This window comes from Acinetobacter kookii, from assembly GCF_900096895.1.
Classification (GTDB): Bacteria; Pseudomonadota; Gammaproteobacteria; order Pseudomonadales; family Moraxellaceae; genus Acinetobacter; species Acinetobacter kookii.
This window is the reverse complement of the sequence record NZ_FMYO01000013.1, coordinates 20,023-43,741: the sequence shown is the minus strand read 5'-3', so window position 1 is coordinate 43,741 and position 23,719 is coordinate 20,023. Positions and strand designations below refer to the sequence as shown.

General features: G+C 44.5%; 36 protein-coding genes and 1 pseudogene. 7 read left to right on the top strand and 30 right to left on the bottom strand.

What is annotated here, in order from left to right:
• Window positions 1–114: 114 nt before the first annotated feature.
• The 29 genes and pseudogenes from rplQ to BLP85_RS13585 form a co-directional block, all read right to left on the bottom strand.
• Window positions 115–480, bottom strand: a complete 366-nt coding sequence (gene rplQ / locus BLP85_RS13725) for a 50S ribosomal protein L17 (RefSeq protein ID WP_004691290.1) — start codon at window positions 478–480, stop codon at window positions 115–117.
• An 18-nt stretch (window positions 481–498) separates the two neighbouring features.
• Window positions 499–1,506 (bottom strand): DNA-directed RNA polymerase subunit alpha, encoded by a 1,008-nt coding sequence (locus BLP85_RS13720; protein WP_004869497.1) that lies wholly within the window; start codon window positions 1,504–1,506, stop codon window positions 499–501.
• An 18-nt stretch (window positions 1,507–1,524) separates the two neighbouring features.
• Window positions 1,525–2,148 carry a 30S ribosomal protein S4 gene (rpsD, locus tag BLP85_RS13715; protein ID WP_092820780.1) on the bottom strand — a complete coding sequence of 208 codons (624 nt, stop codon included), beginning with the start codon at window positions 2,146–2,148 and terminating at the stop codon, window positions 1,525–1,527.
• 12 nt (window positions 2,149–2,160) lie between these two features.
• On the bottom strand, window positions 2,161–2,547 hold the full coding sequence (gene rpsK, locus BLP85_RS13710; RefSeq protein WP_001040166.1) for a 30S ribosomal protein S11: 387 nt from the start codon (window positions 2,545–2,547) through the stop codon (window positions 2,161–2,163).
• A gap of 19 nt (window positions 2,548–2,566) precedes the next feature.
• Window positions 2,567–2,923 carry a 30S ribosomal protein S13 gene (gene rpsM / locus BLP85_RS13705; protein WP_086174447.1) on the bottom strand — a complete coding sequence of 119 codons (357 nt, stop codon included), beginning with the start codon at window positions 2,921–2,923 and terminating at the stop codon, window positions 2,567–2,569.
• Between the two features lie 106 nt (window positions 2,924–3,029).
• Window positions 3,030–3,146, bottom strand: a complete 117-nt coding sequence (gene rpmJ, locus BLP85_RS13700) for a 50S ribosomal protein L36 (protein ID WP_000867907.1) — start codon at window positions 3,144–3,146, stop codon at window positions 3,030–3,032.
• Window positions 3,147–3,165: 19 nt separating this feature from the next.
• Window positions 3,166–4,485, bottom strand: coding sequence for a preprotein translocase subunit SecY (gene secY, locus BLP85_RS13695; protein ID WP_171259726.1), 1,320 nt, complete (start codon window positions 4,483–4,485; stop codon window positions 3,166–3,168).
• 45 nt (window positions 4,486–4,530) lie between these two features.
• Entirely contained in the window at window positions 4,531–4,971 is a 441-nt protein-coding gene (gene rplO / locus BLP85_RS13690) for a 50S ribosomal protein L15 (RefSeq protein WP_086174449.1), read from the bottom strand.
• Window positions 4,972–4,974: 3 nt separating this feature from the next.
• Window positions 4,975–5,151 (bottom strand): 50S ribosomal protein L30, encoded by a 177-nt coding sequence (gene rpmD / locus BLP85_RS13685; RefSeq protein ID WP_092820776.1) that lies wholly within the window; start codon window positions 5,149–5,151, stop codon window positions 4,975–4,977.
• Window positions 5,152–5,157: 6 nt separating this feature from the next.
• Window positions 5,158–5,655: a 30S ribosomal protein S5 gene (gene rpsE / locus BLP85_RS13680; protein WP_086195763.1), complete on the bottom strand. Its 498-nt coding sequence runs from the start codon at window positions 5,653–5,655 to the stop codon at window positions 5,158–5,160.
• Between the two features lie 2 nt (window positions 5,656–5,657).
• A complete protein-coding gene (rplR, locus tag BLP85_RS13675; protein ID WP_053579516.1) occupies window positions 5,658–6,008 on the bottom strand; it encodes a 50S ribosomal protein L18 in 351 nt (116 codons plus the stop codon).
• Between the two features lie 14 nt (window positions 6,009–6,022).
• Window positions 6,023–6,556, bottom strand: coding sequence for a 50S ribosomal protein L6 (rplF, locus tag BLP85_RS13670; protein WP_092820774.1), 534 nt, complete (start codon window positions 6,554–6,556; stop codon window positions 6,023–6,025).
• A gap of 13 nt (window positions 6,557–6,569) precedes the next feature.
• Complete coding sequence (rpsH, locus tag BLP85_RS13665) at window positions 6,570–6,965, bottom strand: 30S ribosomal protein S8 (RefSeq protein ID WP_053579514.1); 396 nt, start codon at window positions 6,963–6,965, stop codon at window positions 6,570–6,572.
• Between the two features lie 12 nt (window positions 6,966–6,977).
• The gene (rpsN, locus tag BLP85_RS13660) at window positions 6,978–7,283 is read right to left on the bottom strand and encodes a 30S ribosomal protein S14 (RefSeq protein ID WP_086174452.1); all 306 of its coding nucleotides are present in this window, start codon (window positions 7,281–7,283) and stop codon (window positions 6,978–6,980) included.
• A gap of 9 nt (window positions 7,284–7,292) precedes the next feature.
• Window positions 7,293–7,829, bottom strand: coding sequence for a 50S ribosomal protein L5 (gene rplE, locus BLP85_RS13655; protein WP_086195767.1), 537 nt, complete (start codon window positions 7,827–7,829; stop codon window positions 7,293–7,295).
• Window positions 7,830–7,845: 16 nt separating this feature from the next.
• The gene (rplX, locus tag BLP85_RS13650) at window positions 7,846–8,163 is read right to left on the bottom strand and encodes a 50S ribosomal protein L24 (protein WP_086195768.1); all 318 of its coding nucleotides are present in this window, start codon (window positions 8,161–8,163) and stop codon (window positions 7,846–7,848) included.
• A 9-nt stretch (window positions 8,164–8,172) separates the two neighbouring features.
• A complete protein-coding gene (gene rplN / locus BLP85_RS13645) occupies window positions 8,173–8,541 on the bottom strand; it encodes a 50S ribosomal protein L14 (protein WP_086174455.1) in 369 nt (122 codons plus the stop codon).
• 91 nt (window positions 8,542–8,632) lie between these two features.
• Window positions 8,633–8,890, bottom strand: coding sequence for a 30S ribosomal protein S17 (gene rpsQ / locus BLP85_RS13640; RefSeq protein ID WP_086195769.1), 258 nt, complete (start codon window positions 8,888–8,890; stop codon window positions 8,633–8,635).
• Window positions 8,887–9,084: a 50S ribosomal protein L29 gene (gene rpmC, locus BLP85_RS13635; protein WP_004650482.1), complete on the bottom strand. Its 198-nt coding sequence runs from the start codon at window positions 9,082–9,084 to the stop codon at window positions 8,887–8,889. The genes rpsQ and rpmC overlap by 4 nt, the downstream gene beginning before the upstream one ends.
• Window positions 9,084–9,497, bottom strand: a complete 414-nt coding sequence (rplP, locus tag BLP85_RS13630) for a 50S ribosomal protein L16 (RefSeq protein WP_067669331.1) — start codon at window positions 9,495–9,497, stop codon at window positions 9,084–9,086. Before rplP ends, rpmC begins: the two co-directional genes overlap by 1 nt.
• Window positions 9,437–10,253, bottom strand: a pseudogene (rpsC, locus tag BLP85_RS13625) (30S ribosomal protein S3). The gene rplP and the pseudogene rpsC overlap by 61 nt, the downstream one beginning before the upstream one ends.
• A 1-nt stretch (window position 10,254) precedes the next feature.
• A complete protein-coding gene (gene rplV, locus BLP85_RS13620; protein ID WP_086195771.1) occupies window positions 10,255–10,584 on the bottom strand; it encodes a 50S ribosomal protein L22 in 330 nt (109 codons plus the stop codon).
• Between the two features lie 9 nt (window positions 10,585–10,593).
• Window positions 10,594–10,869, bottom strand: a complete 276-nt coding sequence (gene rpsS / locus BLP85_RS13615; protein ID WP_004869548.1) for a 30S ribosomal protein S19 — start codon at window positions 10,867–10,869, stop codon at window positions 10,594–10,596.
• A 19-nt stretch (window positions 10,870–10,888) separates the two neighbouring features.
• Window positions 10,889–11,713 carry a 50S ribosomal protein L2 gene (rplB, locus tag BLP85_RS13610; protein ID WP_086195772.1) on the bottom strand — a complete coding sequence of 275 codons (825 nt, stop codon included), beginning with the start codon at window positions 11,711–11,713 and terminating at the stop codon, window positions 10,889–10,891.
• 11 nt (window positions 11,714–11,724) lie between these two features.
• A complete protein-coding gene (gene rplW / locus BLP85_RS13605; RefSeq protein WP_004691323.1) occupies window positions 11,725–12,045 on the bottom strand; it encodes a 50S ribosomal protein L23 in 321 nt (106 codons plus the stop codon).
• On the bottom strand, window positions 12,042–12,644 hold the full coding sequence (gene rplD / locus BLP85_RS13600) for a 50S ribosomal protein L4 (protein WP_086195774.1): 603 nt from the start codon (window positions 12,642–12,644) through the stop codon (window positions 12,042–12,044). The genes rplW and rplD overlap by 4 nt, the downstream gene beginning before the upstream one ends.
• A gap of 11 nt (window positions 12,645–12,655) precedes the next feature.
• Window positions 12,656–13,294, bottom strand: coding sequence for a 50S ribosomal protein L3 (rplC, locus tag BLP85_RS13595; protein WP_092820770.1), 639 nt, complete (start codon window positions 13,292–13,294; stop codon window positions 12,656–12,658).
• 60 nt (window positions 13,295–13,354) lie between these two features.
• Window positions 13,355–13,666: a 30S ribosomal protein S10 gene (gene rpsJ, locus BLP85_RS13590; RefSeq protein ID WP_000070912.1), complete on the bottom strand. Its 312-nt coding sequence runs from the start codon at window positions 13,664–13,666 to the stop codon at window positions 13,355–13,357.
• Window positions 13,667–13,935: 269 nt separating this feature from the next.
• Window positions 13,936–14,673, bottom strand: coding sequence for a type 1 glutamine amidotransferase (locus BLP85_RS13585; protein WP_092820768.1), 738 nt, complete (start codon window positions 14,671–14,673; stop codon window positions 13,936–13,938).
• Between the two features lie 158 nt (window positions 14,674–14,831).
• Here BLP85_RS13585 and BLP85_RS13580 point away from each other — a divergent pair, with 158 nt between their 5' ends.
• From BLP85_RS13580 to BLP85_RS13550, 7 genes are all read left to right on the top strand, one after another.
• Window positions 14,832–16,034, top strand: coding sequence for a PLP-dependent transferase (locus BLP85_RS13580; RefSeq protein ID WP_092820766.1), 1,203 nt, complete (start codon window positions 14,832–14,834; stop codon window positions 16,032–16,034).
• A gap of 18 nt (window positions 16,035–16,052) precedes the next feature.
• Window positions 16,053–17,636 (top strand): helicase HerA-like domain-containing protein, encoded by a 1,584-nt coding sequence (locus tag BLP85_RS13575; protein ID WP_092820764.1) that lies wholly within the window; start codon window positions 16,053–16,055, stop codon window positions 17,634–17,636.
• A 150-nt stretch (window positions 17,637–17,786) separates the two neighbouring features.
• Window positions 17,787–18,995 (top strand): NO-inducible flavohemoprotein, encoded by a 1,209-nt coding sequence (gene hmpA, locus BLP85_RS13570; RefSeq protein ID WP_092820762.1) that lies wholly within the window; start codon window positions 17,787–17,789, stop codon window positions 18,993–18,995.
• 88 nt (window positions 18,996–19,083) lie between these two features.
• Entirely contained in the window at window positions 19,084–19,527 is a 444-nt protein-coding gene (locus tag BLP85_RS13565) for an RrF2 family transcriptional regulator (RefSeq protein ID WP_092820760.1), read from the top strand.
• Between the two features lie 79 nt (window positions 19,528–19,606).
• Complete coding sequence (yihA, locus tag BLP85_RS13560) at window positions 19,607–20,470, top strand: ribosome biogenesis GTP-binding protein YihA/YsxC (protein ID WP_092820758.1); 864 nt, start codon at window positions 19,607–19,609, stop codon at window positions 20,468–20,470.
• A 151-nt stretch (window positions 20,471–20,621) separates the two neighbouring features.
• Window positions 20,622–21,569: a metal-dependent hydrolase gene (locus tag BLP85_RS13555; protein WP_092820828.1), complete on the top strand. Its 948-nt coding sequence runs from the start codon at window positions 20,622–20,624 to the stop codon at window positions 21,567–21,569.
• A 124-nt stretch (window positions 21,570–21,693) separates the two neighbouring features.
• A complete protein-coding gene (locus tag BLP85_RS13550) occupies window positions 21,694–22,113 on the top strand; it encodes a VOC family protein (protein ID WP_092820756.1) in 420 nt (139 codons plus the stop codon).
• Here the strand turns inward: BLP85_RS13550 and BLP85_RS13545 are convergent.
• A complete protein-coding gene (locus BLP85_RS13545) occupies window positions 22,110–23,345 on the bottom strand; it encodes a dicarboxylate/amino acid:cation symporter (protein WP_092820754.1) in 1,236 nt (411 codons plus the stop codon). The genes BLP85_RS13550 and BLP85_RS13545 overlap by 4 nt on opposite strands.
• Window positions 23,346–23,719 lie beyond the last annotated feature (374 nt).

Genomic DNA, 23,719 nt, shown 5'->3' with positions numbered 1-23,719 from the left:
TATATCAGTTCAGGACAAAAGCTTAAATTGTCAGACAATTTAAAATCTTCAGGCATAAAAAAGACCGGTGAAACACCGGTCTTTTTTAGAACAACTAAAGCTATTCTTGCGAAATTATTTAACTTCGCGATCTACTAGCTCAACGTAAGCCATCGGTGCAGCATCACCTGCACGGAAGCCCGCTTTAAGAACACGTAGATAACCGCCGTTACGTTCTTTGTAACGAGGGCCAAGAACGGTAAATAATTTACCAACAGTTGCTGCTGAACGAGTACGAGCAAACGCTAAACGACGGTTTGCAACAGTATCGTTTTTAGCTAAAGTGATTAAAGGCTCAGCTACACGACGTAACTCTTTCGCTTTAGGCACAGTTGTTTTAATCAACTCGTGCTCGAACAAAGAGTTAGCCATGTTTTGGAACATCGCTTTACGATGACTGCTTGTACGGCCTAATTTCACACCACTATTACGATGACGCATGGTGATAGTCCTACTTAATTAACGGCTACGATAGGCGAAACGATCGTCCATACGGAGACTAGCTGGTGGCCAGTTCTCTAAACGCATGCCGAGTTGTAAGCCTTTAGAAGCCAGAACATCTTTGATTTCAGTTAACGATTTTTTACCAAGGTTAGGAGTTTTTAACAACTCCACTTCAGTACGTTGAACCAAATCACCGATGTAGTAAATATTTTCTGCTTTCAAACAGTTAGCAGAACGAACAGTAAGCTCTAGATCATCTACTGGACGAAGCAAGATTGGATCCACTTCTTCGCGAGGCTCTTGAGCAACAGGAGCTTGATCTTTCTGAAGATCAACAAAAATTGCAATTTGTTGTTGCAAGATTGTTGCCGCTTTACGGATTGCTTCTTCAGGATCAACTGTACCGTTAGTTTCAAGATCAATGATCAATTTATCAAGGTCAGTACGTTGTTCTACACGCGCGTTTTCCACGGTGTAAGACACACGTTTGATTGGGCTATAAGAAGCATCTAACTGTAAGCGACCCACAGGGCGAGTCTCGCCTTCTGGGAAACGTGAGTCAGAAGTTTCATAACCACGGCCTTGAGAAACTTTCAGGCGCATTTTTAAATTGCCTGAAGCACTTAAAGTGCCGATCAAATGCTCAGGGTTTACCACTTCAACATTATGAGGTAAACGAAGATCAGCCGCTGTTACATCGCCTGGACCTTGTTTTTCTAATGTCAAATATGCTTCGTTTTGATCGAACAGCTTAATCGACAATCCTTTTAGGTTCAGCAAGAGCTCGACGATGTCCTGCTGCAAGCCTTCTAAGGTACTGTACTCGTGCTCGACACCTTCTATCTCAACTTCTACCACAGCAGCGCCAGGTAAAGAAGATAATAGGATACGACGTAAAGCATTACCAAGAGTATGGCCAAAGCCACGCTCTAATGGTTCCAGAATAACTTTTGCCGAGGTCCCGCTAGCCGCTTCGACCTTGATCGCTTGCGGAGTTAGAAACTCATTTGCAGTACGCGTCATTATTGCTACCTCAAGGGATTATTTAGAATACAATTCTACAATCAAGCTTTCGTTGATTTCAGCAGGTAAATCAGAACGATCCGGTGCAGCTTTAAACGTACCTTCTAGTTTTGAATGGTCAACTTCCATCCAAGAAGGGATACCACGTTGAGCAGCCAATTCAATTGCGCTTTTAATACGTAATTGTTGTTTAGCACCTTCGTGAACCGCGATTACATCACCAGCTTTAACTTGGATAGACGCGATGTTAACACGACGACCATTCAAAGTAATGCTACGGTGAGATACAAGCTGACGAGCTTCTGCACGTGTAGAACCAAAACCCATGCGATAAACTACGTTATCAAGACGGCTTTCAAGCAATTTCAACAAGTTTTCACCTGTTGCGCCTTTCACACGAGCAGCTTCTTTATAGTAGTTACTAAATTGACGCTCTAACACACCGTACATACGACGTACTTTTTGTTTTTCACGTAATTGTAGTGAGTACTCAGATTGCTTAGCACGGCTTTGACCATGTTGGCCAGGAGCTTTAGCATGTTTTTTTGTCTTAACGTCAAACGGTTTAACGCCTGATTTAAGTTGCAGGTCTGTCCCTTCGCGGCGAGAGAGTTTGCATTTTGGACCAATATAACGAGCCATGAATGTTTCTCCTTACACGCGACGTTTTTTAGGTGGACGACAACCGTTGTGCGGGATTGGCGTCACATCGGTAATGCTGTTAATTTTATAACCCACTGCACCTAAAGCACGAACCGCAGACTCACGACCAGGACCAGGACCTTTTACAAGGACGTCCAAGTTTTTCAAACCGTAATCCAAAGCTGCTTTACCAGCAACTTCAGCAGCTACCTGAGCAGCAAACGGAGTTGATTTACGTGATCCACGGAAGCCTTGTCCACCAGAGGTAGCCCAAGCCAGTGCATTACCTTGACGATCGGTAATAGTCACAATGGTGTTATTAAAAGAAGCGTGAATGTGTGCAACACCTTCAGAGACGGTACGAGTGACCTTCTTGCGTGTGCGAGTATCTTTAGCCATCTTTTAGCTTCCAGAAATCTTATTTCTTAATAGGTTTGCGCGGCCCTTTACGGGTACGTGCGTTAGTTTTGGTGCGTTGTCCACGGACAGGCAAGCTGCGACGATGACGAAGACCACGGTAGCAGCCTAAATCCATTAAACGTTTAATGTTCATGGAAATTTCGCGACGTAAATCACCTTCGGTTGGAACCTTGGTAATTTCCGCACGAATCGCATCAAGCTGAGCATCATCCAATTCACGGATCTTAGTAGTTGGTGCAATACCAGCAGCAGCTAAGATGTTCTTAGCAGTGTGGCGACCGATACCAAAAATATACGTGAGGGAGATAACAGCATGCTTGTTATCCGGAATGTTTACACCGGCAATACGAGCCATTCACTTTCTCCAAAAAGGCAGTAGAGATAATCAACCGCCCCACAAATATCTTGAGGGGCGGATAATAACCTAATTAGCCTACTGAAATCAACAGGTCTTGATCAGATTAACCTTGACGCTGCTTATGACGAGGTTCAGCGCTACAAATCACGCGGATAACCCCATTACGACGGATAACTTTACAGCTACCACAAATTTTTTTAACAGAAGCTTGTACTTTCATGATGAAACCTCAAGTGCGCTTATCCCTTAGGATGAGCAGTCGTTTTTCTCATTAACGTTTGATTGTCATACTGGTGCGAAGTAAGATGGGCTTGTAGCTGTGCCATAAAGTCCATCACAACAACGACTACGATCAGCAAAGATGTACCACCCAAGTGGAATGGAATACCAAAAGAACTTTGCAGAATCATTGGCATCAAACAGATGACCGTAATATAAATTGCACCAATAAAAGTCAAACGATTAAGAATATGATCTAAGTAACGAGCAGTTTGCTCACCTGGGCGAATACCAGGTACATAAGCTCCGCTGCGTTTCAAGTTCTCTGATACTTCTTTAGGACTGAACACAAGTGCAGTATAGAAATAACAGAAAAAGATAATTAACGCACCGAAGAGCACCAAATACAAAGGTTGTCCAGGCGATAATACCAATGCCAAATCTTGTAGGCTACGCTTTATGATTCCTGCATTTGGATCAGAACTACCCAACCATTGACCTAAACTTGCAGGGAACAGCAATAATGAACTCGCAAAAATTGCTGGAATAACCCCCGCCATATTCAATTTCAACGGCAAATGTGTCTGCTGTGCAGTAAATACGCGACGCCCTTGTTGCTTTTGAGCATAGTTAACCGGTATACGACGTTGTGCCTTTTCAATAAATACAATCGCAGCAAGAACTGCAACTGAAAGTAATGCAAATATAGCCAGACCAATTAAGCTTGATTGACCATTATCCACCGAAGTGAATGCTTGCATTACGATATTTGGCAAACCAGCAACGATACCTGCAAAAATGATCATGGAGATCCCATTACCAACACCACGTTCGGTAATTTGCTCCCCTAACCACATTAAGAACATTGTGCCTGCAACCAATGAAGTTACAGCAGGAATGTAAAAAGCCAGTCCTGAAGTCAAGGTTATTCCTTGGCTAATCAGACCAGCACACATACCTACACCTTGCACCAATGCAAGTAATAACGTGCCGTAACGCGTATATTGATTAATCTTACGCTTACCCTGCTCGCCTTCTTTCTTTAATGCTTCCAGCGAAGGAACCACTGTTGACATCAACTGCACAATAATCGATGCAGAGATATATGGCATGATCCCCAACGCAAGAATTGACATTCGCTCTAATGCCCCGCCAGAGAACATATTAAACAAACCTAAGAAAGTACCTTCATTAGCTTTGAAAAAACGTTCTAAAGCGACATTATCAATACCCGGCAGTGGAATATGTGCTCCTAGTCGAAAGACCAACAATGCGCCAACCAAAAACATTAATCGACGAATAATTTCACGATATTTCACATGAAATGGTTGGCCTTTCATCATGTTAACATGACCTGAAGAACTAGGAGACATAGACACTAGCGATTACTCCTCGACTTTACCGCCAGCAGCTTCTACAGCAGCTTTAGCGCCTTTAGTCAAAGCAACACCTTGTACAGTGAATGCACGAGTAATATCACCAGAAAGTACGATACGAGCACGAGTCATATCTTTACGTACAACATTGGCAGCTTTTAAAGTTTCAAGTGAAATGATATCACCTTCAACTTTAGCAAGCTCTGATAAACGTACTTCAGCAGTTTTTAAAGCAAGTTGGCTAGTGAAGCCGAATTTAGGTAAACGACGATATAACGCAGTTTGACCACCTTCGAAACCTGGACGTACGCCACCGCTCTTACGTGATTTTTGACCTTTGACACCACGGCCACCAGTCTTACCAACGCCAGAACCGATACCACGGCCTAAACGAAGGTTATCACGCTTAGCACCTTCTGCAGGTGCAATAGTATTTAAACGCAGAGTCATGGCTTATTCCTCTACACTAACCATATAGTAAACTTGGTTGATCATACCGCGGTTAGAAGGAGTATCAACTACTTCAACAGTGTGACCGATACGACGCAGACCTAAACCTTTAAGGCTAAGCTTGTGATTTTTCAAGCGGTGCGCAGAAGATTTAGTCTGGGTAACTTTAATCGTTTTCATGATTGATTACCCTTGAATTTGTTCTACAGACAAACCACGTTTCGCAGCGACTTTCTCAGGAGAAGTCATATCACGCAAGCCTTTGAAAGTTGCGTTTACTACGTTAGCAGCATTTGTAGAACCATAGCATTTTGTCAATACGTTATGTACACCAACAGCTTCTAGAACTGCACGCATAGCGCCACCAGCAATTACACCAGTACCTTCAGAAGCAGGTTGCATGTAAACGCGGCTTGCACCGTGACGAGCATTAATAGGGTGTTGTACAGTACCGTTAACAAGCTCAACAGTAATCATGTTACGACGTGCAGCTTCAAGTGCTTTAGAAATAGCAGCTGGAACTTCACGCGCTTTACCACGACCAAAACCTACGCGACCATTACCATCACCCACAACAGTTAATGCTGTGAAAGAGAAGATACGACCACCCTTAACAACTTTGGCTACACGATCAACGGCAACCAGCTTTTCAACAAGACCTTCGTTTTGTTCAACTTTAGCCATGATTAGAACTCCAAGCCGTTTTCACGGGCAGCATCAGCCAAGGCTTTGATACGACCATGATATTTGAAACCAGAACGGTCAAATGCAACTTTAGTAACGCCAGCTGCTTTAGCACGTTCTGCAATTAAAGCACCTACTTTAGTCGCTGCATCAACGTTACCAGTTGTACCAGCACGCAAAGTAGCATCTAAAGTTGAAGCTTGAGCTAAAACTTTGCCACCATCTGCTGAGATAACTTGAGCATAGATGTGACGCGGTGTGCGGTTTACACACAAGCGAGTCGCACCCAATGCACGAATGTGCAAGCGTGTGCTTTTCGCACGACGCAAACGGGATTGTTTCTTTTCGTTCATAAGAACCTCGCGCCTTATTTCTTCTTAGCTTCTTTACGAAGTACAACTTCGTCAGAATAACGAACACCTTTACCTTTATAAGGCTCTGGTGGACGGTAACCACGGATGTCTGCAGCAACTTGACCCAAAGCAGCTTTATCAGCTGATTTAAGAATGATTTCAGTTGCAGTAGGAGTTTCAGCAGTTACACCTTCAGGAAGCGTATAATCGATCGGGTGAGAGAAACCAAGGTTAAGGTTAACAACGTTACCTTTAACCGCAGCTTTATAACCAACACCGATAAGTTGTAACTTACGTTCGAAACCTTCGCTAACACCTTTTACAAGGTTGTTAAGCACAGCGCGAGCAGTACCAGCTTGCATCCAAGCGTCTTTCGACTCAGCTTTAGGAGCAATTTGAAGTTGACCTTCTTCCTGTTTTAGCTCGACCAGCGCATGCAGGTTGAAAGACAATGTACCTTTGCTGCCTTTCACTTCGACCTGCCGGCCGTTCTGAGTAACTGTTACACCGTTAGGTACAGTTACTGGGGCTTTAGCCACACGAGACATGAGGAATCACCTATTAAGAAACAAAAGCAATAACTTCACCACCGATGCCCGCAGCACGTGCAGCGCGATCAGTCATGATGCCTTTGCTTGTAGAAACAATTGCAATACCTAAACCTTGCTTAACGCTAGGAAGTGCATCTTTACCGCGATACTGACGTAGACCTGGACGGCTTACGCGTTTCACAGTTTCGATAACTGGTTTGCCTTCAAAATATTTTAACGTAATGGTTAAAGTTGCTTTGCCTTCAGCATCTGCAACTTCTACGTTTGAAATATAACCTTCTTGTTGAAGTACGTTTGCAATTGCAACCTTCAACTTAGAATTTGGCATAGAAACAGTTTGTTTCTTTGCCATTTGTGCGTTACGAACACGGGTTAACATGTCGGCAACGGTATCTTGCATACTCATTTATAGTGCTCCTTACCAGCTTGCCTTAACAACGCCCGGTACATCACCTTGCATTACTGTGTCACGTAATTTGTTACGGCTTAAACCGAACTTACGGAAGTAACCATGAGGACGACCAGTTAAACCACAACGGTTACGTAGACGTACTGGAGACGCATTACGTGGTAATGCCTGTAACTTCATCATCGCATCGAAACGTTCTTCGTCGCTCGCATTTACATTTGCAATCGTCGCTTTTAATTCAGCACGTTTTGCAGCAAATTTAGCAACTGTTTTTTCGCGTTTCAATTCGCGATTAATCATACCTTTCTTAGCCATATCGACCTCTTATTTGAACGGGAAGCCGAATGCACGCATAAGCGCACGGCCTTCGTCATCGGTGCGAGCAGTCGTAGTGATGGTAATATCCATACCACGAATACGATCAATCTTATCGAAATCGATTTCAGGGAACATGATTTGTTCCTTCAAACCCATCGAATAGTTACCACGACCATCAAATGATTTCGCAGAAAAACCGCGGAAGTCACGAATACGAGGGATCGCGATAGAGATCAAACGGTCTAAGAATTCGTACATTTGTTCGCCGCGTAAAGTAACTTTACAACCAATCGGCCAACCATCACGGATTTTGAAACCAGCGATTGATTTGCGAGCGAGTGTAAGAACTGGTTTTTGACCAGCAATCGCTTGCATATCAGAAAGAGCGCCATCTAACAATTTCTTGTCAGCTGATGCTGCACCAACACCCATGTTAATGGTGATTTTAGTGATGCGAGGAATCTCCATCACATTTTTAACGCCCAATTGCTCTTGTAACTGAGCTTTAAGTACGTCGTTGTAACGTGTTTTAAGTCTGGCCATTGCCTATTTCAACCTTTTACTTCGCTACCGCCACTGATTCACCGTTAGATTTGTAAACGCGAGTTTTCACGCCTTCAATCGTTTGGTAACCAACACGGTCAGCCTTTTGGGTTGTAGCATTAAAAATTGCCACGTTTGAGATATGAAGCTCAGCTTCTTGAGTTACGATGCCGCCTTCAGCGCCAGTAGCTCGGTTAGGCTTTTGATGCTTCTTCACCAAGTTAAGGCCTTCAACCTTAACGCGGTCATTAGAAACTGACAATACAGTACCCTGTTTGCCTTTTTCTTTACCTGCGATCACGATTACTTGATCGCCTTTTTTAATCTTAGCCATGAGTGCCTCTTATAGAACTTCAGGAGCCAATGAAATGATTTTCATGAACTGTTCAGTACGAAGTTCACGAGTCACTGGTCCGAAAATACGAGTTGCAATCGGCGCTTTGTTGTTGTTCAAAATAACAGCAGCATTGTCATCAAAACGAATGATAGAACCATCCGGACGACGTACACCAAATTTTGTACGTACAACTACAGCATTCATCACGTCACCTTTTTTAACACGTGCGCGTGGAATAGCTTCTTTTACAGTAACTTTAATAATGTCGCCAACAGAAGCATAACGACGATGTGAACCACCAAGTACTTTAATACATTGTACGCGGCGAGCACCACTGTTGTCTGCTACGTCGAGCATACTTTCGGTTTGAATCATTGCCCTACTCCAAAACCGAGCATCACCGGTCACATTTCGAAAGGCTCAAAGAGTACTCGAAATTGACCGATGATGCAACAAGAACGTCTAATTACTCAGCAGCTGCTTCAATCACTTCAACTAAAGTCCAAGACTTAGTTTTAGAAATTGGGCGGCTTTCTTTAATGGTCACTACGTCGCCAGTTTTAGCAACATTGTTCTCATCATGAGCGTGTAATTTAGTTGAACGGCGGATTGATTTGCCATACAACGGGTGTTGAACGCGGCGTTCAATAAGCACAACAATAGACTTGTCCATTTTGTCGCTTACAACTTTACCGGTTAACGTGCGAACTGTTTGTTCACTCATTGTCCGTTCCCCTGTTTTTCGGTAAGGAGTGTCTTGATACGAGCAATAGTCTTACGAGTAAGTGCAACTTCGTGCGATTTACCCAATTGACCAGTTGCCTTAGCCATACGAAGACGGAATTGGTTAAGCTGTTGCTCATCAAGCAAAGCTGTCAACTCTTCTACCGATTTTTCACGTAGATCTTTAGTTTTCATTACATTACCGTCCGAGTCACGATAGTGGTTTTAAACGGAAGTTTAGCAGCTGCTAGCGTAAATGCTTCACGAGCCAATTCTTCGTTAACACCATCAATTTCGTACAAGACTTTACCTGGTTTGATTTGGCAAACCCAGTATTCCACAGAACCTTTACCTTTACCCATACGAACTTCTAATGGTTTTTCAGTAATTGGCTTGTCCGGGAAAACACGGATAAAGATCTTACCACCACGTTTAATACGACGGCTGATTGTACGACGCGCAGCTTCAATTTGACGCGCAGTCATTTGACCACGTTCAATAGATTTAAGTGCGATAGTACCGAAAGATACTGTGCTACCACGGTGTGCTAGACCAGTGTTACGGCCTTTTTGCACTTTGCGGAATTTAGTACGTTTAGGTTGCAACATGGATTATTCTCCTTTTTCAGCAGAACGATCATTGCGACGACCACGACGCTCTTGACCTTCACCACGACCGCGACCGCGTTTAGCTGGACGTTCTTCAGCAGGAGCAGGGTTCATGACTTGTTTCATGCCACCTAAGATCTCACCACGGAAAATCCAAACTTTAACACCAATCGTACCGTAAGTCGTTTCAGCACGCATAGTTGAGTAGTCGATGTCTGCACGAAGCGTATGCAAAGGTACACGACCTTCACGATACCACTCAGTACGAGCAATCTCAGCACCACCTAAACGACCAGAAACTTCAACTTTGATACCTTTAGCACCAGCACGCATAGTGTTTTGAACCGCACGCTTCATAGCACGACGGAACATTACACGTTTCTCTAATTGAGAAGCGATTGCTTCAGCAACTAAACGAGCGTCTAAGTCTGGGCGATCGATTTCGTTGATGCTTACTTGCGCAGGAACACCCATAATAGATGTTAATTCGCGTTGTAATTTTTCAATGTCTTCGCCTTTTTTACCGATCACGATACCAGGACGAGCAGTGCTAATCGTAATTTTAGCAGCGCCTGTTGGACGTTCGATAAGAATATTGCTTACCATTGCGTTCTTAAGTTTTTTAGTTAAAAACTCACGAACTTGCAAATCTTTAAGCAAGTATTCAGCGTATTGTTTCGGATTCGCATACCAGTTAGCGTTATGACGTTTCACAACACCTAGGCGGATACCGATTGGATGAACCTTCTGACCCATATCAAACCCCTACCTTAACGGTGATGTGACAAGTACGCTTAGTAATACGATCTGCACGGCCTTTAGCACGTGGCATAATACGTTTAAGGCTGATGCCTTCGTCAACGTAAATCGTAGATACTGTAAGGTCGTCTACATCTAAACTGTTATTATGTTCAGCGTTTGCAATTGCAGATTCCAACGCTTTTTTAACTAAAACTGCAGCTTTTTTGTTGCTGAAGTTCAAGATATTTAAAGCGTGAGCAACAGATTTGCCACGGATCAGATCTGCAACCAAACGTGCTTTTTGTGCCGAGATAGCGGCACCGCGTAATTTAGCAGTAACTTCCATCATCGCACCTTAACGTTTAGATTTCTTGTCAACACCGTGACCACGATAGGTACGAGTTGGCGCGAATTCACCGAGTTTATGACCAACCATGTGTTCAGATACGATCACTGGAACATGGTTACGACCATTATGAACAGAAATTGTTAAACCAACAAAATCTGGGAGAATCATCGAACGACGCGACCAAGTTTTGATCGGCTTGCGAGAGTTACTCGCTACAGCCGCTTCAACCTTAGCGAACAAGTGCGCATCGACGAATGGGCCTTTTTTCAGAGAACGAGGCATTGTCAGATTCCTTTACTTGTTACTTAACGCGACGGTCGCGAATAATCATCTTAGTCGTACGCTTGTTGGTACGTGTCTTGTACCCTTTAGCTTTTTGACCCCATGGGCTTACAGGTTGAATACCTTTGTTACGCCCTTCACCACCACCGTGTGGATGGTCAACCGGGTTCATCGCCATACCACGAACGGTAGGACGAACACCACGCCAGCGTGATGCACCAGCTTTACCTAGTGAACGAAGGTTGCTTTCTGAGTTAGAAACTTCACCCAAAACAGCACGGCATTCAACGTGAATTTTACGCATTTCACCAGAACGTAAACGAACGATAGCGTAAGAACCGTCACGACCCAACAACTGAACAGAAGTACCAGCTGAACGAGCTAATTGCGCGCCTTTACCGATTTTAAGTTCGATGTTGTGAAGAGTAGAACCGATAGGCATGTTGCGAAGTGGCAAGCAGTTACCTGGACGGATTGGAGCATCGTTACCAGATTGTACTTTATCACCAGCACGCAAACCTTTAGGCGCAATGATGTAACGACGTTCACCGTCAGCATACTTTAACAAAGCAATATGCGCTGTACGGTTAGGATCGTATTCAATACGTTCAACTACAGCTGGAATGCCGTCTTTGTTACGTTTGAAGTCAACGATACGGTAGTGTTGTTTATGACCACCACCAACGTGACGAGTTGTAATGTGACCGTTGTTATTACGACCACCAGTACGTTTTTTAGCTTCAACCAACGGAGCATAAGGCGCGCCTTTGTGAAGATGGTCGTGAACGACTTTCTCTACAAAGCGACGTCCTGGTGACGTTGGCTTACATTTTTGAATAGGCATAATTCTCGTCCTTATTCCGCTGCGCTTTCAGCGGTATCGCCCAAGTCAGCCATTTCAACATCTTGGCCAGCTTTCAGGGTGACGTATGCTTTTTTAACATCAGAACGACGTCCTAATGTTTTACCAAAGCGTTTAGTCTTACCTTTAGTGATCGTTGTGTTAACTTTAACAACTTGAACACCAAAGAGTTGTTCCACTGCTTTTTTGATTTCAAGCTTGTTTGCATCAAGTGCAACTTTAAAAACTTGAACACCAGCAGTTTCACCTAAAACTTGTGCTTTTTCTGAGAATACAGGTCCTTGTAGGACTTGATAGATACGTTCGTTGTTCATCCGAGTTCTACCTCAATTTTCTTAGCAGCAGCTACAGACATAACAACTTTGTCGAACGCGATCAAGCTAACAGGATCGATTGCAGCAGCATCAACCACATCAACGTGTGGAATGTTACGTGCAGCAAGATACAAGTTCTCATCAACAGCATCAGTAACGATCAATGCACGAGTAGCATTCAAGTCGTTAAGTTTTGCAAGCAACTCTTTAGTTTTTGGAGCTGCAACAGCAAACTCTTCAACTAAAACCAAGCGATCTTGACGAACAAGTTCAGCCAGGATGCATTGCATAGCACCGCGATACATTTTACGGTTTACTTTTTGAGACCAGTCTTGTGGACGAGCAGCAAAAGTTTTACCACCGCCAACCCAGATTGGGCTACGAATAGAACCAGCACGAGCGCGGCCAGTACCTTTTTGACGGAATGGTTTTTTACCACCGCCAGAAACGTCTGCACGTGATTTTTGAGCTTTAGAACCTTGACGACCACCAGCTAAGTAAGCTGTAACAACTTGGTGTACAAGAGCTTCATTAAATTCACGACCGAACGCAACTTCTGATAATTCAACAGCAGAGCCGGAAACAGTATTTAAATTCACGTTATTTCCCCTCAGGCCTTGATCGTAGGACGAACAGTTACGTCGCCACCAGTAGCACCAGGAACCGCGCCTTTCACAACAAGAACTGAACGTTCAGCGTCGATAGCAACGATTTCAAGACCCTGTGTAGTTACGCGTTCAGCACCTAAATGGCCAGCCATTTTTTTGCCTTTGAACACGCGACCAGGAGTCTGGTTTTGACCTGTAGAACCTAGAACACGGTGAGAAACAGAGTTACCGTGAGTAGCGTCTTGAGTACGGAAGTTCCAACGCTTAACACCACCTTGGAAACCTTTACCTTTAGACTGACCAGTTACGTCAACGATTTGACCAACTGCAAACAGATCTACACCGATAGTAGCGCCAACTTCACGACCTTCAAGCTCAGCTTCTGAAACGCGGAATTCTTGAACCAGACGACCAGCAGCAACACCAGCTTTCGCAAAGTGACCTTTCTGAGCATTAGTTACGCGAGATTCGCGACGTTCACCAGTAGTGATTTGAATCGCTTGATAACCATCAGTTTCAAGCGTTTTGATTTGAGTGATGCGGTTAGGATCAACCTCAATCACTGTTACAGGTACAGAAACACCAGCATCTGTAAAGATACGTGTCATACCGCACTTGCGACCGACTAAACCAATAGCCATGTGCATAAACCTCTAAAAAAGCGGCCTAATTAACTTAGAGTGTTAATTAACCCGAAAGCCTTAACCCAAAGCGATCTGAACATCAACACCAGCTGCAAGATCTAACTTCATCAATGCATCAACAGTTTTATCTGTAGGTTGAACGATGTCGATCAAACGTTTGTAAGTGCGGATCTCGTATTGGTCACGCGCATCTTTGTTAACGTGTGGTGATGTTAAAACGTTGAAACGTTCGATGCGAGTAGGCATCGGGATTGGACCACAAACTTGTGCGCCAGTACGTTTTGCTGTTTCTACGATCTCTTGAGCCGACTGATCAATTAAACGGTGATCAAAAGACTTAAGACGGATACGAATTCTCTGGTTAGACATACCAGTTAACTCCAAGCCAAATATATAAAGAATCACTCTTGACGCATCTCACCCCACTTTAATGAGGGCAAGTGTCAAGAGCAGTGAAATATCACTAAGGTCATGATCGATGCCACGACTGTCACGATGTTAACTACTTTATTCGTAGCCAACCCCCTTTCATCAAAGGGTCGCCCATTATAGCGATTGTTTAACGCTTAAGCAAATCTCTTTTTAACTTTTTCCTCTTTTTTTACGTTTATCTATTGAGTCTCTTGTTTAAAAATAAGTCAGCATGAGGTTTTTTGTAAAACGTACTCTATAGCTTGGTTTAGTATCTGATTTCCTTTAATAAAGTCACTTTTAGGCATACTTTTTAATTGACGTTCAGTTTGTACATATTGACCGGAAAAATGCTCTAATTCTTCATCATTTTCTAAAAATAGTTGTAGCACTTCGGGAGTTATTTCAGGATGAAATTGAAATCCCAAGACATTTTTTCCAATTTGATACATTTGATTGCGACAGACATCATTTTCAGCCAGATGAATAGCACCTTTCGGGATTTCAAAGGTTTCACTATGCCATTGCATCACCTTAAATTGTTCTGGCAACTCAAAGCACTGTTCAGGTACATGCTTCACCTTGCGTACCTCCGTCAAACCTAACTCCTGCTGTTCATTACGCCTGACCGCCGCCCCCAAAGCATTGGCGATCAGTTGCCCACCTAAACACAGACCAATCGCAGGTTTCCCCATAGACAGATAACGTCTGATCCAGCGCTTTTCCACTTTCAACCACGGATAATTTGCTTCATCGTTCACACTCATTGCCCCACCCATAATGATGAGCAAATCTACATCTTCCACTTGCGGTAAAGCTTCGATGTCGAGCGGTCGATCTACAGGTAAAGCGAAAAATTCAGTTGCGGTAATTTTAGCGTGGTGCTGTTTTAAAAACGGATAACAACTGCCGAACCCTTCGCCAGCAATATGCTGAAAATAATGTACTTTTAAATGCGACTTCATGCCCCTCGCCTATTGTTCTAGCTTTGTTATAGGTTTAGCAAGAATGAAGCCAACTTTATATGTGCATTAACCTTTCTATACATTTCGGCATTTATATAGCCTATTCCGCGTGTTTCTCTTAAGCTAAGGTTAATTTTGATACGACTTAGAGCAACACCTTGAAAAAAAACGCGCAAACAGCACTGATTCATGCACCACGAAAGGCCCCACAATATATTTCTACGGTTCAACCTCCCCTGTTTCGTGCATCGACCATTATTTTTGAGAACACCGATGCACTGTTTAATCGCCACTGGACGGATGACTATGACTATAGTTATGGCACCCACGGCACGCCTACAACTTTTACGTTAGGCGACAATATTGCCCAGATCGAAGGCGGAGAATATTGTTTACTGGCACCGAGCGGTTTATCCGCCATTAATCTGGTGAATTCATGTTTTCTTGCTCAGGGTGATGAAGTCTGGGTGGCAGACAACATTTATGGGCCAAATATGGAACATCTGCGTAATCTGCAAACGCGTTATGGTATTAGCGTTAGAGTCTATAACCCGATTGATGCGGAGACGTTCCAGCCCACCGATCGAGCCAAACTCATCTGGTTAGAAGCAGCAGGTTCCGTGACGCTGGAATTTCCCGACCTGATCAATCTGGTGAAAAAAGCCAAAGCGCACAACATCCTGACAGCACTCGACAATACCTGGGGTGCAGGCCTGGCTTTTAATGCCTTTGATTTTAGCGATGAGCATTTGGCAGTGGATATGACCGTGCATGCGCTGACCAAATATCCAAGTGGTGGCGGTGACATCTTGATGGGTTCTGTCGTGACCCGTGATCAAAAGCTGCATCACCAGTTATTCCGGATGCATGCCATTCAGGGGATTAGCGTATCGGGCGACGATGTGGCACAGATCCAACGCAGTCTGGCTTCAATGCAAGTGCGCTATCAACACCAGTCTGAAAGCTGCCTGACACTGCTGCACTGGCTCAAACAGCAACCAGAATTTGTCCAAGTGCTGCATCCTGCCGATGCAGAATCTGCAGGACATCTGCATTGGAAAGAAATTTGCACAGATGCACAGAGTGCAGGTCTGGTCAGCGTGATTTTCAAACCTGAATATACCCTGGCAGATATCCGTAGATTCTGCGATGCACTGGAACTGTTTAAGCTGGGCTTTAGCTGGGGCGGACCGCTCAGTCTGGTTATGCTGTATAACCTGAAAGATATGCGTGTTTTAGAACATACACATTTACAACAAGGTTTACTGGTTCGTTTTTGCATAGGACTGGAACATCCGGCAGATTTAATTCAAGATATAGAAAACGCATTAAAACAGTTGCCTGCACGACAACATGAATAAAATAAAATAGGAAAAAATATGGGTACACCACTCGTTATTGCTAAGAAAACCACCAACACTCAACAAGAGATTGTTTTACATTCACAGTTTGCCAACCGTCATGGCCTGATTGCCGGTGCAACGGGGACCGGAAAAACCGTCACCTTAAAAGTATTGGCAGAGAATTTTTCCCGCATTGGTGTGCCCGTATTTCTCGCCGATGCCAAAGGCGATGTTTCCAGCCTGGCCAAAGCCGGTGAAAGCAATCCAAAGTTTGATGAACGCATCAAAAACCTGCATATTGAGTCCATCCCCTTTGCCGCATCTCCTGTAGTATTTTGGGATTTGTTTGGCGAGCAAGGCCATCCAATTCGCAGCACAGTTTCTGAAATTGGACCGCTGTTACTGGCACAAATCCTGAACTTGAATGACACCCAGGAAGGGGTACTTTCAGCAGTGTTCCGCATTGCCGATGATCAGGGCTTATTGCTGATTGACTTTAAAGACTTAAAGTCCATGCTGACTTATGTCAGTGAACATGCCGCCGAATTCAAGGCGGAATATGGCAATCTGTCTCCCGCAAGTTTAGGCGCCATTCAGCGCAATTTACTGGCACTGGCCGATCAGGGCGGTGACAAGTTCTTTGGTGAACCTGCACTCGACATCCTGGATTTTATTCAGACTGACAGCCAGGGGCGCGGCAACATCAATGTGCTGGCTGCCGATAAACTGATGAATACCCCCAAGCTGTACGCCACCTTTTTGCTCTGGATGCTGTCTGAACTGTTTGAACAGCTGCCTGAAGTGGGCGATCTGGACAAACCGAAACTGGTGTTCTTCTTTGATGAAGCACATTTGCTGTTTGACAATGCCAGTCCGGCGCTACAGGAAAAAATTGAACAGGTGGTACGATTAATTCGCTCCAAAGGTGTTGGGATATACTTTGTCACGCAAAATCCGCTGGATTTACCTGAAAGCGTACTGGGTCAGCTCGGCAACCGGGTGCAACATGCCCTACGCGCCTTTACCCCTAAAGACCAAAAAGCCGTCAAGACCGCTGCTGATACTTTCCGCGCCAATCCTGAATTTAAAGTGGATCAGGCCATTACCGAACTGGGGGTCGGTGAAGCCCTGATTAGCTGTCTGGATGAGCAAGGCACACCGCAAATGGTCGAGCGTGGCTGGATAATGCCTCCCTACTCTTCCTTTAGCCCGATAACGCATGAAGAACGTCAAGCCTGTATGAATCAAAGCATAATTGCAGGCGTGTATGAAAAGCAATTGGACCGTGAAAGTGCCTTTGAAATGCTGCAAAACAAAGTCGCTGAACGGCAACAGCAAGCCCTTCAGGCAGAACAAGAAAAAGCAGCAGCGAAAGAAAAGGAGGCTTTAGAAAAACAGCAAGCTAAGGAAGCGGAAGTATTGGCCAGACAGCAAGCACGTGAACAAGAACGCCTGGCACGCGAGCAACAAAAAGAGGCGGAACGCGCAGCCAAACAACGCGAAAAACTCACCCAAGATATTGTGGGAACTTTTGCCAAAAGTGCTGCACGCAGCCTGGGGGGCAGCACCGGACAGAAAATCGTGCGGGGTTTACTGGGTTCACTATTTGGTAAACGATAATTCAATAATCTGATCAATTATTAAGAAATTATGGGATATTTTTATATTCCATAATTTTTTTATGGTTTTGTTGATTTTCCCTATTGTCAAAGCATTCTATAAAATGTATTTTAAATACATCTTATAAATAACCGCCATGAGAGATCAAACATGACTCCGCAGCAAATTGACCTAGTAAAAGCAACAGTTCCTGTACTTCGCGAAAATGGCGTAGCCCTGACTGGTTATTTTTATAACCGCATGCTGGGCAATAATCCAGATCTAAAAGAAACTTTTAATATGGGGCATCAGCGTAGTGGTGCACAGGCGCAAGCCTTGGCAGGCGCAGTGTTGGCTTATGCTGAAAACATTGAAGATCCTTCCGTGTTGTTGCCTGTGGTTGAGTTAATCGCGCATAAACACGTTAGCCTGAACATTCAAGCACCTGACTATAATATTGTTGGTGAAAACCTGCTCCATTCAATCAGTGAAGTGTTAAGCATTTCAATGGACGATCCACTGATTGGCGCCTGGGCAGCAGCGTATGGTCAACTGGCAGACCTGTTCATCAGCACCGAAAAAGCCATTTACGATCAGCATCAACAAACCAAAGGCAGCTGGTTAGGCTGGCGCAATTTTAAAATTGCCAAAAAAGTAGTGGAAAGTGATGAAATCACGTCTTTCTATCTGCAACCTGTCGATGGCGGTGCATTGCCGAAATATGAAGCGGGCCAATATATTTCAGTACGTGTTTTCGTTGAAGAACTTGGCTTGAAACAACCTCGTCAATATACGCTTTCAACTAGCCCTCAAGCGGACTATTTACGTATCTCGGTAAAACGTGAAGACCAAAAAGGCGACATGGTTCCAGGTTGGGTATCGAATACTTTACATAGCCTGCCAGAAGGTTCAGAAATTGAAGTTTCAGCACCAACAGGTAATTTTTACCTGATTGACCCAAATAAACGTAATGTGTTTATCAGTGGCGGTGTAGGCCTGACTCCAATGATTGCCATGCTGAATCAGCTGGTGACGCTGGATATGCCACAACCTGTGACATTCATCCATGCCTGCCGTAGCAAACAAGTGCATGCAATGCATCAGCACATTCAGGACTTAAAAGCAAAATATCCACGCCTCAGCACATTTACCGCTTATGAATTCCCACATCCAGGCGATAAATTAGGTGAAGATTATGATGTTGCCGGTCGCCTGGACTTAAGCAGCATGGATAGCGCATTGTTACCTGTCAATGCCGACTACTATCTCTGCGGCCCAATGCCATTTATGGCTGAACAGCAAAAGGCGCTGGTTGCTCGCGGCATTCCTGCTGAAAATATTCACAGTGAAGCGTTTGGTACAGGTGGCGTTAAGCACTAACCCGCTGGGTCAGCATAAAATAAAGAGAGGGTTAGTCTGGTTATGCTAGACTAACCCTAATTTTTTACTTAAAAACATCAGTATTATCATGCAACTGAATAAATTCACTGACTATGCCTTGCGTATTTTAATCTATATCGCCCAACCGCGAGATATGCCTTATACCATTGCAGAAATTGCTCAGGACCTGCATGTGTCCAAAAACCATTTGGTGAAAATTGTGCACTTTATGGGCAAACAGAACTGGCTGATTACCACACGTGGCAAAGGCGGCGGTATTGCGCTCAACCCCGAAGCGCTCGAAATGCCCCTCGGTCAAATCGTGCGGATCCTGCAAGGTGAAAACCAGATTGTCGAATGCAATACCCCTCCTTGCGTACTGCGTCCTCAATGCGGTCTAAAAGGCATTCTTGATCTGGCACTCGAACAGTTTTATCTTAGTCTGGACCAATACACCCTGGCTCAGGTTTTAAATAGCTCTCCTGCGGCAAAGTACACCACCCAATCCCCGATCCAGCTGATCAATCTTTAATTCCTGCCTTGCAAAGTTCGCTTGACCGAACGACTTCCTTTATAATGTTCGCTTGTAGATCATTTATTGAAGTTGAGTTATGCATCACAGCAGAGGAAAATCCAAAAACAGTAAGACAGCCCATGCGCCTAAGCAAAAGATCAGCTATGAGAAAAAAGTTGATCCTGCCATTACTGAGTACTCTGTTCGCGCGTTGAACTGGTTGCGTAAAGCCGAATTCTTGATGAGTGCGCCAAAGCTGAGCCTGTGTGTTGAAGACACCGGTTATGAAGTTGCTTTTGCCGGACGTTCCAATGCCGGTAAATCTAGCGCCATTAATGCCTTAACCAACCAGAAGCAGCTGGCACGTGCCTCTAAAAAGCCGGGCCGTACCCAAATGATCAACTTTTTCAGCCTGGGTAATCCAGAACAGCGTCTGGTCGATTTGCCAGGTTATGGTTATGCAGCCGTACCGGAAGCGATGAAAATTGTCTGGCAAAAAGAACTGGAAAATTACCTGATTCACCGTAAAAGCCTGCAGGGCTTGGTATTGCTGATGGATATTCGCCATCCACTGCAACATTTTGACGTGATGATGCTGGAATGGGCCTATTCACGTAAATTGTTCGTGCATGTTTTGCTGACCAAATCAGACAAACTGAATCGTGGACCGGCATCCAAAGCCTTGCAGGAAGTGAAAGCGGCATTGAAAAAGATGAAGCTGGATTTCTCCATTCAGTTGTTCTCGTCACTCAACAAGCAAGGCCTGGAAGAGCTGGCCAGTGTCATGGGTGGCCGATTGAACTTCACCCTTGAGCAATCCACACAATTTGATCTGGACAGCATTCCTGAAGCGAGCCTTGGTGATCTGGATGAACCACTCGAATCTTTAGATGTTGCAGAGGAAGAGTGCGAAACCGAAATTGCAGAAGATGCCACCGATGCAAGCCGACAAGCTGATTGATGGGGTCTGATTGAGCTAGACTGTCCGACAAAAATCATCATCAATTGATATTTCCGTGTCCCGTATTGCTAATCACAATGCGGGACATTTTTTTCATACTGGCCTTGAGCTCAAGTGCAGCACTGCACGCCAAAACAATAAGGACAGCATGATGAAACTTTTCTCCCGTTTAAGAAACTCCAAACTCGGCTCATCAATTGCCTATCATATTCATCCGCGTAAAGTAAAATTCGAGTGGCAAGACACCCCGATTGACTGGATTCCAAATCAACCTTATGTCAGCTATTTTATTAATGAAATCAACATGATTTTGCCTTCTGGCGAATTCTGGTTCTGTCGTTTATACAACAAGGTTTTGCCACAAATTCAGGATGAAAAGCTGAAACAGGATGTACAGGCCTTTATCCGTCAGGAAGCCATGCATGCCCAGGCCCATAACTCGGCCAACAAAGAATATCTTACCGTGCGCAACATTGATATCCAGCGCAATCTGGATGTGATGGATTTCCTGTTCAGTCAACTACTTGCCGATCAGCCTTTGGGTGTAAAAGTACCTAAATTGCTTGAACATCAATGGGATTTATTCCGCCTTGGCATTATTGCCACGGTAGAGCACATGACCTGCGTACTGGGGAAATATGCCCTGTACAACCAGGAGTGGGAAAAACTGGGGGCTGACCCTGCCATGCTGGATTTGATTAAATGGCACGGCGCAGAAGAAATTGAACACCGTACCGTCGCCTTTGATTTGTATCGTCATTTAGGGGGCAGTTATATTGCCCGCTATTATTTAAGCATCATTGTAATTGTGGCAGTGATTGGCTTGTGGGTCGATGGCACGGCCCATCTGCTCAAGCAGGATCCACGTTTTCAGTCTATCCGCCCTGCAGTGTACAAGCCGTGGATCTGGCGCGAATGGTATGCCATTGCCCAGCGTGACAACAATTTAATGCCCAGCCCCTTCTGGCTGGTATCACAGCAACTGGGCTATTTGATGCCCTGGTACGATCCGCTGCATGAAGGCAAAACTGAAGATGCCATTGCTTACCTGAATCGCTCCCCTGCGGCCAAACGTGCAGCCAAACTGAAAGTGGCCTAATCCTTTTTATCATTCATTTGATAATTAAATACATGTATACAATTTAACCACAACAGGGCTTTATGCCCTGCTTTTTATTTGTTTTAAGATAAAAGTCGAGGAAAACAACAATAAGGATCATTTTATGCAAGCACGGATTTCAGTCATTACACTGGGGGTGCGTGACCTGGAAGCATCTTTGCATTTTTATCGCGAAGGCTTGGGCTTACACTGTGAAGGAATTATAGGGCAGGAATTTGAATATGGTGCGGTGGCCTTTATTGAACTGCAGTCAGGTCTGAAACTGGCTTTATGGCTGCAAAGCAGCATTCAACAGGATACCGGACTGGAGCTGACGCCAATGTGTGCCACTCAAATGACGTTGGGACAAAATGTCTATAGTCCTCTGGAAGTGGATCAGGTCATGGCTCAGGCAGCACATGCCGGTGCCAAAATCATTAAACCCGCACAAGCCACTTTTTACGGGGGTTATGCGGGTTATTTTCAAGATCCGGATGGCCATGTCTGGGAAATCGTGTTTAATCCCAGCTGGGAAATGGATTAGGACACTTCTGGTTCACGGCTATAACGATCCACCACCACGCTAATCATCATATCGCCCTGAACATTGACCACGGTACGCACAGTATCCAGCAGACGGTCAATCGGCAGCAAGATTGCAATGGCTTCTGCCGGCAACCCGACCGATTGCAACACCATAATCATGGTGACCATGCCTGCGCTTGGGATACCCGGCGCACCTAAGGAGGCAATCATGGCGGTTGCACAGACTACCAGTTGCTGACTGATACTCAAGTCCAGCCCCATCAGGTTGGCAATAAACAAAGCCGCAGCTGCCTCATACAGTGCCGTACCATCCATATTCAGCTGGGTGCCCAAGGGAATTACAAAGCCTGCCGTTTGTGGACGTACCTTTAAATTTTCCTGCGCGCATTTCATTGACAGTGGCATGGTGGCTGAACTGGAACTGGTGGCAAATGCGGTAATCAGTGCAGCTCGGGTACCCTTGAAAAAGGTGACTGGACTCATCTTGCCAAATATCCACAGCAATAAAGGCAACACTACTGCACCATGAAAAATGGTGGTTCCGGTTACTACGGCGGCAAACTCGGCCAAACGGCTTAATACGGAAATATCTTCGGTTGAAATCAGTTTCGCCAGCAAGGCAAAAATGCCGAGCGGTGCCAGCTTCATCACCCAGCCGATCATCATCATCATGATGTCAAAAAATTGCAGGCTTAACTTGCGCACACTGCGGAAATTATCTCCGCCTTTGACCAGCGCAACCCCGATAAACAAGGCAAATACCACCACAGCCAGCACATTGCCTTCGGCAAAGGCTTTAAAGGGGTTAATCAGGGTATTTTGAATAAAGTTGGTAAAGAAGGACGATGGCGTTAAGGTATCAGGCGTTTGATGACTGTTCATGGCATCCTGAAACATCACGATATCAACGCCCTTGCCCACATTAAACAGGTGCGCACAGCTTAAGCCCAAAATCAGCGCCAGAGTGGTGGTGGTCACACAACAGAGCAGAGTAATTTTCCAGACCCGACCCAGTTGTCCACCTGCCTGCAAGTTTGAAACTCCGACCACAATTGAACTGAAAATCAGTGGAATAAGCAGCATTTTCAATAAACCAATAAAAATGCTGCTGGCTAGACCCAAGCCATAAAGACTGACAGAAAAAAACTGAGTATTCGGAAACAGATTTAACAGAAATCCAAATGCCACTCCTAAAATTGCAGCAATCAATATTTGTGTATTTAAGCTCATCACGACATGCTTTTTATCATTAAGTCCTGTCAGGCACTATGCCATGCCCTATTTTTAGAATCGAGAATTTTTTTGTCACAAGCTCAGCAGAAATAGATCAAAGCCAGTAACTCACTTTATCTGAATCTACAATACTTTAATAAACTGATGGCATAGAATCTGCTTATGCATAGATACTCATTCAGCCAATAATTAAAAGAGAAGCCATATGAAAAAAATCATGCTCATGACCGCACTTCTTCTCAATATAAGCGTGGCAGTTGCCCATTCAGGCCATGGCTGCCATAAAGATGTTTCCGAGGACATCCCTCGCTGCCATTAAACGCCCATAAAAAACCGGACAGCAGGTCCGGTTTTTTTATGACAGTTCAGCC